This is a genomic window from Streptomyces sp. NBC_00322 (assembly GCF_036147535.1).
Classification (GTDB): domain Bacteria; phylum Actinomycetota; class Actinomycetes; order Streptomycetales; family Streptomycetaceae; genus Streptomyces.
On record NZ_CP108019.1, the window covers coordinates 8,535,355 to 8,548,097 of the forward strand.

8 protein-coding genes and 3 pseudogenes are annotated in these 12,743 nt (G+C 67.6%); 10 read left to right on the forward strand and 1 reads right to left on the reverse strand.

From position 1 onward, the window contains the following. Positions 1-120: 120 nt before the first annotated feature. From OG905_RS39305 to OG905_RS38850, 9 genes and pseudogenes are all read left to right on the forward strand, one after another. Positions 121-774, forward strand: a pseudogene (locus OG905_RS39305) (DUF2397 family protein); the annotation flags it as partial. Continuing rightward, positions 773-1,279 carry a DUF2399 domain-containing protein gene (locus OG905_RS38815; protein WP_443044046.1) on the forward strand — a complete coding sequence of 169 codons (507 nt, stop codon included), beginning with the start codon at positions 773-775 and terminating at the stop codon, positions 1,277-1,279. The pseudogene OG905_RS39305 and the gene OG905_RS38815, both read left to right, overlap by 2 nt. A 63-nt stretch (positions 1,280-1,342) precedes the next feature. Further along, positions 1,343-2,359 (forward strand): hypothetical protein, encoded by a 1,017-nt coding sequence (locus OG905_RS38820; RefSeq protein WP_328665259.1) that lies wholly within the window; start codon positions 1,343-1,345, stop codon positions 2,357-2,359. A 215-nt stretch (positions 2,360-2,574) separates the two neighbouring features. Beyond that, positions 2,575-3,090 carry a hypothetical protein gene (locus OG905_RS38825; RefSeq protein ID WP_328665257.1) on the forward strand — a complete coding sequence of 172 codons (516 nt, stop codon included), beginning with the start codon at positions 2,575-2,577 and terminating at the stop codon, positions 3,088-3,090. Positions 3,091-3,359: 269 nt separating this feature from the next. Further along, complete coding sequence (locus OG905_RS38830) at positions 3,360-3,761, forward strand: hypothetical protein (protein ID WP_328665255.1); 402 nt, start codon at positions 3,360-3,362, stop codon at positions 3,759-3,761. A 40-nt stretch (positions 3,762-3,801) separates the two neighbouring features. Continuing rightward, on the forward strand, positions 3,802-5,343 hold the full coding sequence (locus OG905_RS38835; RefSeq protein ID WP_328665253.1) for a caspase family protein: 1,542 nt from the start codon (positions 3,802-3,804) through the stop codon (positions 5,341-5,343). A 583-nt stretch (positions 5,344-5,926) separates the two neighbouring features. Further along, complete coding sequence (locus OG905_RS38840) at positions 5,927-7,126, forward strand: exonuclease SbcCD subunit D (protein WP_328665252.1); 1,200 nt, start codon at positions 5,927-5,929, stop codon at positions 7,124-7,126. 1 nt (position 7,127) lies between these two features. Beyond that, positions 7,128-10,139, forward strand: coding sequence for an SMC family ATPase (locus tag OG905_RS38845; RefSeq protein ID WP_328665250.1), 3,012 nt, complete (start codon positions 7,128-7,130; stop codon positions 10,137-10,139). A 226-nt stretch (positions 10,140-10,365) separates the two neighbouring features. After that, positions 10,366-10,749 (forward strand): annotated as a pseudogene (locus OG905_RS38850) (VWA domain-containing protein); the annotation flags it as partial. Positions 10,750-10,782: 33 nt separating this feature from the next. Here the strand turns inward: OG905_RS38850 and OG905_RS38855 are convergent. Further along, on the reverse strand, positions 10,783-11,997 hold the full coding sequence (locus tag OG905_RS38855) for an RNA-guided endonuclease InsQ/TnpB family protein (protein ID WP_328665248.1): 1,215 nt from the start codon (positions 11,995-11,997) through the stop codon (positions 10,783-10,785). A 140-nt stretch (positions 11,998-12,137) separates the two neighbouring features. On the opposite strand from OG905_RS38855, the pseudogene OG905_RS38860 reads away from it, so the two are divergent. Further along, positions 12,138-12,499 (forward strand): annotated as a pseudogene (locus tag OG905_RS38860) (VWA domain-containing protein); the annotation flags it as partial. Positions 12,500-12,743: the final 244 nt, after the last annotated feature.

Here is a 12,743-nt window from a genome sequence, read left to right on the forward strand (position 1 = left end):
AGTTCGCAGTTGGGGGAGGACCTGCCCGCATGCGGGCGGGATGTCAGCGAGGGGGTAGGTGTGTCGAGGCCGCGGATGTGGTGGCAAGAGGTCGTACCGGGGGACTGGTACGTGTTCGGGATGCCCGAGGACCTGGTGCGCGAACGGTACCTGGCCCTGTTGGCCGCCCTGGAGGAGCTGTCCACCCGCGGGCCGATGTCGACGCTCTCCGACATTGCCGCGCAGGTGAAGACCGTCGGCTACCACGACCCGCTGCCTGAGCCCGAGTTGCGTAACTCGCTGGACCAGCTGGCGAAGTGGGGCTTTGCCGAGCCGTTTCGTGACTATGCGGCTCCGGTGCGCAGTTTCCAGGGCTTGGTGGTGCGGCAGGAGGCGTGGGCGCTGACTCGCCGGGGGCGGGGGGTGGTTGCTGCGGTGCGCGCAGCAGTGGTGGATGTGGTGCGTGCCCTGCAGCTGCCCAGTCGTCTGCTCGACGGAGTGGGGCGCACGCTGCGTGACATCCTCGAGCACCTGGACGGTGACCATGGTCTGCTGCCGGGTGATCTCGAGGATGTCCGCACCCGCATCGATGAACTGCAGCGGGTCACCGCCGACTTCTATGCGGCGCTGGCGAGGATGGTGCAGTCCGACGTCACCGACAACGAGGTGTTCGGCGAGAACCGGGACCGGGTAGTAGAGGCGCTGCGCCAGTTTCCCCGCGAATACGGCCGGGGCCTGCCGCGGGTGGAGACCGCGCTGGCCGAGCTGCGCGAGGCGGGCTTCTCGCGGGCGGTTGAGGCGGCGTCCCCTCCTCGATCTGACCCTCTCGCCACCGCGCCTGGCACCCACACCCCTCACGGTGGTGGAGAATCCCTCGATCCTGGAAGAAGCCCTCGCCCGCGCAAGCACCCTGCCCCTGGCCTGCACCAGCGGCCAGTTGCGCGCCGTCGACCACGCCCTCTTCCAACTCGCCGTGGACCAAGGGGTCCCACTGCGCTACGCCGGCGACCTCGACACCGCAGGCCTCCAGATCGCCGCCACAGTGCACCAGCTCTACGGCGCCGAACTCGTGGCTATGGACGCCGCCATCGTCCGCGCAACGGGAAGCACACCCTCAGCCGTCCCCATCGGTGCACTGCCGCCCGCCCACAGCAGCACAGAGTTGGGCCGAGCCCTGCACGCAGGTGGCCGCATCGTCTACCAGGAACACGACGCAGTCCTCGACCGCCTCCTCGCCACGGAGGAAGCGAGAGTCCCGGACTCGAAGGCACATGCTCCGGCGCACGACGCCGACCGCTAATCGGGGGGCGAGGACGGCACACCTTGCCCCGGCGAACCGATCTCCCCGCGAAAGGACCCACGGTTGACCCTCATCTACGCTTTCCGTGACGAAAAGGGCTCCTGGCACGGCGACCCGGACGCCGTCGTCCTCGAGCCCGTACCCGGTACAGGCACCCTGACCATCCCACTGGGGCCACAGGGACAGACCTGCCTGTTCGCCGGCCAGAGGCTCCACGTCCTCTACGCAGTCTGCGACGTGGAGGCCAGCCAGACCTCCTACCGACTCGACGACGGTCAGAGCGTGCTGGCGTCCTGGCGCGTACACGAGCTGCTGGCCCCCGCATACCGGCTTCCCCCTGCCACTGCCCCGACCAGCCTCCCGGCCCAGCCGCACCCCCGTCCCGCGGCGCCCGGCGTGAAGCTGGAATTCGGCGACCCGCACCGCCGCTACTGCCTGACCGCCGAACCGGCACAAGAAGGCAGGATGGAACTGACCGTCCTCGTCTGCTCATCCGGCGGCATCATCCACGGCGAGCTCACCGGCGAACTGGACCCCCGCGACCTCAGCGACATCGGCCGCCTCATCACCGCCGCAGCAAGTGCCTGCCCCACACCCGAACCGCTTGGCCCCCAGCCCCCGGCCACCACTACGGCCAGCGTGAAAAGAAAAGCCGCCCACCCGGGGGCCACGTGGACGACCGAGGCCGAGCAGCATCTGCGGGACGCCCACCGCGCAGGCACCAGCCTCCAACAATTGGCCTCTGACCTCGGACGAAGCGAGAACTCCATCCGCTGGAAGCTCCACGGACTCAAACTCGCCCCCTACCCTGCCGACCTCGTGCCCACCCAGCCCACCGAGACAGCACCCAAGCAGCCCAAGGCCTACACGGTGGAGGAGAAACGAAAGGCCCATCCCAACGCGTACATGCCCTGGACCGACCAGGACGAAAAGGACCTTGCCGCCAGCTGCGCCCAGGGAGTGCTACTCGCGCAACTGGCACAGGAGTTCGGCCGAAACGAAGGGGCCATCGCCAGCCGCCTCATGAAGATCGGTGCCGTGGGACCGGCTGCCGATGAGGCACGAGAGTTCGGCGGCTGACTCAGCGCGGTACGCGACGACTTGGCGTCCGTGGGAGTGACCCCGGACCCCGGTGCGGAACGGTCGCGGACCAGCACACCGCTCAGGTGACCTGGGGCAGCGGCCGGCTGTCCCTCGCCGAGGTCTTCATCCGCGCAACCGGCAGATGCTTGTCCGCCCGCTGGAGGCACAGACTCCAGCTCTGCTTCATCGATGCGATGAGAGGGGATTGGTACGTGAAGCACGTTGCCAAGGAACACCAGTTGGCGCAGCTCTGCCTTCAGGCAGCGGTGGCTCAGGCCGCGCTGGGAGAGTTCGACGAAGCCGGACATCGTCTGGGCATGATCCTGGCACTACCGCTCGAGGACGTGCTGGCCATGGCTCATACGGTCGCTGCCTACGTGGACTCGGTGACCATGGTCACCGGCAGCGAGTTCGCCACCGGAAAGCCTGCGAAGAGCGGCGAGACGGAAAGCCTGGACGAAAGGGTGCCGCCCGATCGCGCCCTCACCCTGCGCCTGATGTCGGCCTGGTCGTCCAACGACACAACGTCGTTCGACGCACTGTTCACCGCCGCAGCGGGCGACAGTGTCGGGGTCCTGCACCTGCGGGACTTGTTCGTCTTCGCGTTGGAGGTGACCGAGTACAGAGCCGCCGCTGCAGCGAACCCGCAGGCGATGGTCAAAGCTCTCTGCAAGGCTATGACGAAGCACGGTCCATCCCACTTCTCATGGAATGATCCGCAAGGCTGACACGAAAGACCGTCCTGCGCACCCGGCCGAGCTGCAGGGGCAGAGCCTGCAGCAGCCGAGGCGTGGATCGTTGGATGATGCCGAGCGGCACTGACGGGAGCAACCGGTCCGTCATCGGATCGGGGTGTTCGTTTCGCTGGAGACCGGCATCGCAGGAACGCCAGTGGGGCGTCGTGCGGGCAGCGCAACTCCGCCTATTTGTTACGAGGTTGACGATACGCTGGGCCTGTTCAGGTTTTGATGGGGGTGTTGTGGCTAACGCAGGATTGATGACTGTCACGCTCGAAGGGGCACCTGACAGTGACACGGTGGAACTCGACGAACTCACTGCCCAATTGCGAGGCCGGCTGCTCGAACTTGACGTTGACCGTGTGGAGTCGGTGCGCATCGATGAGGCTCCTGCGGGTTCCAAGCCCGGCGACGCGGTCACCCTTGGGGTACTTGGCGTAACGTTGTCGCCCATCGTCTTGCGGGAAGTGTTCCGGTTGCTGGAGACGTGGATGACCCACCGTCCCATTCGTAAAGTGCGGGTTGTTTTCGGCGACGACAGCATCGAACTGGAACAGGCGACGACGGAAGACCAACGGCGGCTTGTGGAGGCATTCATCGTGACTCACGGGCCTGTCTCGCGCGCGGAGCCAGAGGGCGAAGCAGATGCCTCCAGTGCTTGACGTGGTCGGCTCCGCCGGGAAAGCCCCGTGGTGAGCGACTTTGTCTGGTAGTCGCAGCGCATTACTCATCGCCACAGGTGAACACGATGATCCTGCGCTGAGACAGCTTCGTTCACCCGCTCGGGACGCTGCCGGGCTCGCGGAAGTGCTCCACGACCCCTACATCGGGGCGTATGACGTCACCCAGGTGATCGATCGACCCCAGCATGAAGTCAACCGAGTCCTGGAGTCCTTCTTCCTGGACCGAAGCCGCGACGACTTGCTTCTGCTTCACTTTTCGTGCCACGGCATCAAGGATGATAACGGGCATCTCTACTTTGCCGCCAAAGACACCGACCACCGGCTCCTCGCCTCCACCGCTGTATCCGCGGCATTCGTGCATGACCAGATGCGCAACTGCCGGGCCAGGTCGATTGTCGTGCTTCTCGACTGCTGTTATAGCGGCGCCTTTCTGCCGGGTACCAAGGGCGACACAGCCGTGCATGTGAGGGAAGAGCTGGCAGGCCATGGCCGGGCCATCTTGACAGCGACGAACCGCACTGAGTACGCATGGGAGGGCGATCACCTCACGGCGTTGGCACCCGAACCTTCGCGGTTCACCGGCGCCATCATCAACGGCCTTCAAACCGGTGAGGCGGACCGTGACCAGGACGGAATCGTCAGCGTCAATGACCTTTACGAGTACGTCTATGAACGAGTCCTTGCGGCCGGCGTGAGCCAGAGACCACAGTTGTGGACCGAGACCGAGTACCGAGTGGCCATCGCCCACATCACCAACGGCAGGTCCAAGCAGAGCGCCCGACTCGCGATGCCTACCGAGGAGATCGTCCCTGAGCCCCTTGCTGAGCATCACGGCAACGCGGCTCGGGAGACGAGGACCGTCCAGCCAGCGGGTCGTGATGAGCGACCACTCCAAGCCCCACCGCTCCTGCGCGTACAACAAGCCGTCGCCGGGAGGGAATTCCATGAAGCAGGCATGGCCGCAGTCGCCAATACGACGGATGGAACCGTGCTCCGCGGCCCGTCCGCCTCGCCGACCGTTACCCACCCTGCCGAGGCTCCGTCCGGCGAGCTCCAAGACCTGTCGCCACACACCGAGCAGGGCCGTCTCACTGGTGCCGTCACGTATGCCTTACCTACCCTGGACCTCCTCGCACGCGGAGACCCCGTTCCAGCATGCAGAGCGGACAACAATGCACCGCCAAGTGCGCCTGCGCAGCAGCCTGAGCCACTCGTGTTCAGGGGATACACCGCGACCGTCACGCTCTGCGCAGATCGGGCCGAGATCAGGCGTAAGTTTGTGGGGAAGGTGGGCGGCGCCAAGGACTGTGTGATCCCCATTGCCGAAGTCGCTGAAGTTCAGTCCAAGGAACCCACTCGCCTAGTAAACGGATACGTACACCTTGTCACCGCTCAGGACCGGCGACAGTTTCGGATCGCTGACGGTGCTGCGCAGACACGACTGATGGCAGGTAACTCTCACACTGTTCTCTTTTCGTGGAACCAACGGGAGACGTACGCCGCTTACCTGGCGGTGGTCACCGCCAGGGTTCACGGACAGGCGGGCAATCACGTCGGGTGAGAAATACAGAGCGATCTCCTGTTTGGCCTTCCCTGTGGGACAGGACGGGGGAGGGCGCTGTTGCGCCATTGTGCAGTCCATAGACGGAGCGCCCCCAGCCCGACCGCACAGTGTTGACGGACTCAGACTCTGGTGATCACGGCGCTAGCGGGTTGGCTACCGGACTCGGACGATTACCGCCGATGGCACGCCGCCTCCTGCGGCTACGCCTGCCGATTCACCCTAGATGCGTCCTGTCCCCGTCTTCGTTGCAAGCAAGGTAAGGGGACAAGCGCGCTCCGCACAGCGCGTGTTGGAGCGAAGGGGGCGCACTCGCGCAGGCGCGCCGGGAATTCACTGCACTTCATTTACTCGTGCAGCAGAGGCCAACAAAGGCTCCAGCTGGCCTGCTACCGGCAGAGGCTCCTCGTCCACACCGGTAGGAGAGCCAGCCCGTCGTGCCTCATCGATACTGCTACCACTGCGCCGCACCTTCCTGCCATCCGACGCCATGGAGTGCGCACGCATCGAGCCTTCCGTCGATGATCGCGTTTATCAGGAAAACCGCCCGCAGCTACCGTCACTGTGGTTACGGTCTGTGGTCATGCGGTTTCTGCACACTTCGGACTGGCACCTGGGCCGCCGGTTCCACACAGAAGATCTGATCCCCGCCCAGCATGCCTTCCTCGACCATCTGGTCGACACCGCCCGAACCGAGGACGTCGACGCGGTCCTTGTCGCAGGAGATATCTACGACCGGGCGATTCCCAGCCTGGACGCCGTGCGCCTGTTCAACCGCGCTCTGCATCAACTTGCCGATCTCGACGTGCCGATCATCATGATCAGCGGAAACCACGACTCCGCGCACCGCCTCGGCGTCGGATCCGGTCTTCTCGCCCGTGCCGGCATCCACGTGAGGACCGACCCCGGCACCTGCGACATTCCGGTCCGCCTCGAAGACGCCGACGGCCCTGTGGCCGTGTACGGCATCCCCTACCTCGAGCCGTCGATGGTCCGCGACCGCCTGGAAGCCGAAGCCGTCTCCCACCGCGCCGTGCTGACCGCAGCCCTGGACCGCATCCACGCCGACCTCACCAACAACCAGCCGGCCGGCACCCGGTCCGTGGTCCTCGCGCACGCCTTCGTCACCTCCGGCACCGGGCAGCCCGAGGAACGCAAGGAGAGCGAGGAGGCTGAGAGCGAACGTGAGATCGCTGTGGGCGGGGTCGCCCACGTGGGCGCCGACGTCTTCGAGGGGATTGACTACGTGGCCCTGGGCCACCTCCACGGCCCCCAGCCCGTCACCGACCGCATCCACTACAGCGGCTCCCCGCTGGCCTACTCCTTCTCCGAAGCCCGCCACACCAAGTCGATCACCCTGGTCGACCTCGCCGCCGATGCCGTTCCCGCCCTCACCCACCTGCTCTGCCCCGTGCCGCTGCGCCTGGAGTGCGTGACCGGCTTCATCGAAGACCTCCTGGCCAACCCCGCCCACGAGCCGCTGGAGGATGCCTGGCTCGAGGTCACCCTCACCGACACTGCTCTGCCCTTCGAGGCCATGGCCCGCCTGCGCCGCCGCTTCCCCCACACCGCCAGCCTCAAGCACCGGCCCGCCCTCATCCCCGCCCAGGCCACGAACACTCCGACCTACAGCGAACGCATCCGAGGCCGCGGTGACCTCGACATTGCCAGCGACTTCATCAGCAGCATGCGCGGCACCGACCCCACCCCGGATGAGCACCACCTGCTCCAGCAGGCCGTCGAAGCATCCCGCCTGAACGAGCAGCAGAAGGAAACCGTCTGACATGCGCCTGCACAACCTGACCCTGCAGGCGTTCGGACCCTTCGCCGGCACCCACACCATCGACTTCAACTCCCTGTCCGCCGACGGCCTGTTCCTCCTGCACGGCGACACCGGAGCCGGCAAGAGCACCGTCTTCGCGGCCATCTGCTTCGCCCTCTACGGCAAGCCACCGGGCGACCGCGACCTGCTGCTGCTGCGCAGCCACCATGCTCCCGCCGCCCTCCTGACCGAAGTCACCCTCGAGGTCACCCTCGCAGGCCGCCGCCTGCGCATCCACCGGATCCCCGCCCAGATGCGGCCCAAGCGATCCGGTGAAGGCGAGACCTCCCAGAAGGCAGAAACCCGCCTGAGCGAATGGGCCGTCGACGCCGACGGCCAAGGCCACTGGGAGCCTTCCAGCAAGTCCCACCAAGAGGCTGCCCTCGAGGTCACCGACCTGCTGGGCATGAGCCGGGACCAGTTCTGCCAGGTCGTCCTGCTGCCGCAGAACGACTTCACCACGTTCCTCCACGCCGACGCCCACGGCCGGCGAGAACTCCTCGGCAAACTCTTCCGCACCGGCCGCTTCACCTTCATCGAGCGCTGGCTCAACGACCACAGCCGCACCACCGAGAAGAACCGTGACGCCGCCCGCGCCGACGTGCTGCGCCTGGCCGAACGCATCCACCAGGCCGCCGGAGGCGACCTGACAACCCAGTGCACGGCACCCACCCCCGACGACCCGCACACCCTCACCGAGCCCGCCCGCGCCTGGGCCCAGGATCTCCTCCAAGCCGGCCACACCGACCACGCCAGGACACTCCAGGCAGCCACAACGGCCAAGGAGAACCTGGCCGGACAGCAGCGGCTCGAAGCAGCGGCCCGCGAACTCCACCAGCAGCAGGCCACCTACACCAGCGCCCGGCAGCAGCTCGACCTGCTCCAGGAACAGACACCGCACCAGGACGCACTGGTCCAGCACCGCGACCAGGCCCGCCGCGCCCAGCAGGCAGCCCCGCTGCTGCACGCTGCGGACACCGCCGCAGACGACCACACCCGCGCCCAGACTGCCGAACGCACCGCCCGCGAGCACCTGCTGCCCGAACACAAGGACGGGGACGCCGGCCGGCTGGAAACCGCCGAGCAGTCTCTTCGCGCCGAAGCTGCCGTCCTGACCACCCTCGTCCCCGAAGAAGACACCGTCCGCCGGCTGACCACCGAGCTGGAGCGCACCGACACCGAACGGCAGGACTTCGCCTCCCGGCAACGCACCGCCCAGGACTGGCTCGAAGCAGAACCCACCCGGCGCCGCAACCTCGAAGCCCAGCGGGAGGCCGCCCGCCAGGCCGAAGAAGAAAGCCGCCGCCACCAGAGCGCCCTGGACAGCCTCAAGACTCGCCTCGAAGCCGCCGGCCGCCGCGACACCCACCTTGCCAAGATCGCCAAGGCGGAGCAGCAACTGGCCGATGCACAAACCGTCGTCGGCCAGACCGGCCAGGCCTACCTCACCGTCCGCCGTCGGCGCACCGACGGCATGGCCGCCGAACTCGCCGCCACCCTCACCGACAACACCCCCTGCCCGGTCTGCGGATCCTGCACCCACCCGGCGCCCGCCGCTCCCCAGGACGGGCAGCCCACACGCCAGGACGAACAGGACGCGGAAGCCCTCCACGAGCAGGCCAAGGCCACACAGGAAGCCGCCGCAGCCGTGCTGCACGGGCTCCGCGAACAGGCTGCCACCGCCACCGGCGAAGCCGGCGACACCCCCCTGACCGACCTCCAGACCCAGCACACCACGCTCACCGCCGAGCTGACCGAGGCCCTGAACCGCGCTGGCGACCAGGGCACCGTCCAAGAAGAACTCCTCACCCTCGACAGCGAGCACACCGCCCAGACCCAGCAGCACAGCACCGCCACGGCCGGCTTGTCCGCCCGCAACGCCCACTACGACACCCTCACCCAGCAGCTCACCGAGCTGACGGCCAAACTCACCGCAGCCCGTGGTACCCATCCCACCGTCGCCGCCCACGCCGGCGAACTCACCCGAACCGCCGACCGCCTCAAGGAAACAGCCGAGGCCTCTCGCAGCCTCGCGGCCACTGTCCAGACCCTCACGCACCGCACCGAACAGGCCGCCCTCGCCGCCAAGGACCAGGGCTTCGACACCCTGGCACTCGCCCAACAGGCCCTGCTCGGCGACGATGACCTGCGCGCCATCGAAGAAGAGATCACCCAGTGGCGCGAGGCCTGCGCCGCGCACACCGCAGTCCTCGACAATCCGGAACTGCAGCAAGCCGCCGCCCAGCCCGCCGCCGACCCCGCCGCAGCCACGGCTGCAAGAGCGGCCGCGGACGACCAGCACGCCGAAGCGGCCGCCGCCGCCAGCGCCGCCCACACCTGTAGCCAGGCCCTCACCGCCCTCGCCACCGACCTCGATGCCGCCGTCCAACGCCTGGAACCACTCGAGCAGGCCCACCTCACCGCCCGCCACCTGGCCGAACTCATCACCGGCAACTCACCCAGCGCCCGGGTACGCATGCAGCTGGAGGCCTACGTCCTGGCCGCCCGCCTGGAAGAAGTCGTCACCGCCGCCAACACCCGCCTGCACCTCATGTCCGAAGGCCGCTACACCCTCTCCCACTCCGACCACCAAGCGGCCCGCGGCGCCCGCTCCGGCCTGGGGCTCGAGATCACCGACTCCTGGACCGGCCGCCCCCGCAAGACCGACACGCTCTCCGGCGGCGAATCCTTCTTCGCCTCCCTGTCCCTGGCTCTCGGACTGGCCGATGTCGTCACCCACGAAGCCGGCGGCAACCCCCTGGACACGCTCTTCATCGACGAAGGCTTCGGCACCCTCGACGAGGACACCCTCCACAAGGTCCTCGACGTCCTGGACTCCCTGCGCGCCCACGACCGCACCGTCGGAGTCATCAGCCACGTCCCCGAACTGCGCCGCCGCATCACCCAACGCCTCCACGTCCGCAAAGACCCCGCCGGATCGACCTTCGCCCACCTGACCGCAGCAGCCGAATGACCGCGGAATAGGCCGGACTGGCAGCGAGAGCACCTGCGAGCGGGCGCCGGGGTACCGGACCGGCAGGAAGGCGACGTGGACGTCCGCCACCGCCGACTGCCACGCCGTCTGGGGGGCGGGCCGTTACCCCGGGGCGCACTGATCAGGGGGTCCGTTGGAGAACTTTCCTTGTGGTACCGCCTCGACCGAGAGGATGAGGGTTTTGCGCGATACAGGAGTGGTGACCATGGGCAGGGTTCAGAACGAGGCCCCGGCAATCAGCCTGTCCAAGATGCAGGCGCAGGCCCCGGATCTGGTGAGCCTCTACAAGACGGCCGGATCCAGTGTGCGCGCGCACGGTCTCGAGGGGGTGCGTGCTGCTGTGTATCTCGTGCTGGACCGCTCCGGTTCGATGCGGCCCTACTACAAGGACGGCACCATGCAGCATCTCGGTGAGCAGGTCCTCTCCTTGTCCGCGCACCTCGATGACGACGGCACGGTGCCGGTGGTGTTCTTCTCCACCGATGTCGACGGATCCACCGATCTCAGGCTCGGAGGTCATCGTGGCCGGATCAACAAGCTGCACGAGAACCTCGGCCACATGGGGCGGACGAACTACCACTGGGCCGTGACTCCTCCCCTCCATGAATGAGGGGGCTTTTCGCTATGCCGGTTGGGCGTGGCGACGGGCCAGCCCGGCCCGTAGAACGTTCAGGGCGCCTACCGTGTCCGCGTGCGCGTGGTGGCCGCACGAGAGGCAGTGGAACTTCTCCTGGGTGGGCCGGTTCTCCACTGCGACGTGCCCGCATGCGGGGCAGGTCCGGGAGGTGTTGCGGGGGTCCACGGCGATCACTTCCCGTCCGGCGCTTTCAGCCTTGGCGTGCAGGATCGTCAGGAACACCCCCCATCCGGCGTCTTGGATCGAGTGGTTGAGTCCGGCCTTCGCTGCGGCTCCGTTGGGCAGGAAGCCGCCCGGCCGGTCGGGGTCGGGTTTCGGGGCGGGGGCCTTGACCATGTTGCGGATCTTGAGGTCTTCGTGCGCGATGACGTCGTGCGCACGGACCAGGCCGAGGGCGGTTTTGTGTGCGTGGTCGAGCCGCTGACGGCGGACTTTGCGGTGCAGGTCGGCGACCTTCTCGACGGCACGGCGGTGGTGGGCGGTGCGCTGGTCGCGGCGCACCCGCGGGAACCGGGCGAGGGCTTGCTGTGCGGCTTCGAGCTTGGCGGCGGCCTTCCGCCCGTGGCGCGGGTTGGGTACGAACGCGCCGTGTGAGTCGGCGAGGAAGTTGGCGATGCCCAGGTCGATGCCGACTACCCTGCCGGTCGCGGGCAGGGGTTCGGGCTGCGGCTGCTCGGCGGTGAGGATGACGTACCAGCGCTTGCCCTCGCGCTTGACGGACACGGTCTTGACCCTGCCGACCACCGGCCGGTGCTGGTTGACCTTGACGTGCCCGACGCCCTGGAAACGGACACGGGCGACCCGATCGTGCGGGGCGGAGTCCCAGCGACAGCCGTCGCCGTCCTTGGGAAAGTCCACCGTGTCGAACCAGTTGATGCCCCGCAAACGGGGGTAGCCCGGCGTCTCGCCGGACTTGACCCGACGGAAGAACGCGGCGAACGCCTTGTCCAGACGGCGCAGCGTGGCCTGCTGCGAGCTGAAGGACCAGCGGCCCTGCCGCTCGGGATCGACGCCGCGGATGTCCTTGAGCTGCGCGGACTGCTGCCCGTACGTGACGCTCGTCCTTGAGGCATGCCGGTAGGCGTCGCGGCGTTCCTGCAAGGCCCCGTTGTAGAGCGAGCAGTGATCGGCCAGCATCGCGGCGAGGGCCTGCACCTGGCGGACGGTGGGGCGCAGGAGGAACTTGTACGCACGGATCATCCGGCCCACCCCCCTTCGTTCCCGGTGTGATCAACTTAGCGGAGGCCACTGACAACGCAGTGAACTCCGGCGCTTCGCGCCTCCGGGCCGTGGATGCGTTTCCCTCCCCGGCTGAAGCCGGGGATACCCACGCGAGATCAGGGATGGACGAGGTCATCGACCACTACCTGGCTCCGGCAGTGACGCCCCAGCCCTGGTGATCTTCTAGACCGACGGAGGGCCCACCAGCAAGTCCGCCGCCGAGCGCTACCTATGCAAAGCCGCCCGCCTGCCGCTGTTTTGGCAGTTCATCGGCTTCGGCGACCCCGACGACAACGAGTTCGCCTTTCTCCGCCGTCTCGACAACCTGGCCGCACCCAGACACCGCATCGTCGACAACGCAGGCTTCTTCCACGCGGGCCGCGATCTGCGCACCGTACGCGACGATCTCCTCTACGACCGGCTCCTGCAGGAGTTCCCCAGCTGGCTCTCGTCGGCTCGGACCGCTCAGGTCCTGCAGTGAGCGCTTGAACCGAAGGGAGAACCGATCTCGCCGTACGCGGCGCGAGCGGTGGGTGTCCTCCCGCTCCACTCCGCGCGCGCAGCTCGGATCGCACCGCGCGGCCGCCGTGTTCCGTGGCATGTTCTGCGCTCCGTGCGTCGGGAGCCTTGGTGCGAACGCCACCGACTGAGGCTCCTCGGATTACTGGCCGACCTGGCGCGCGGCTTCGGCGTCGACATCAGCGGCTGACCTCTCACCCATGCTC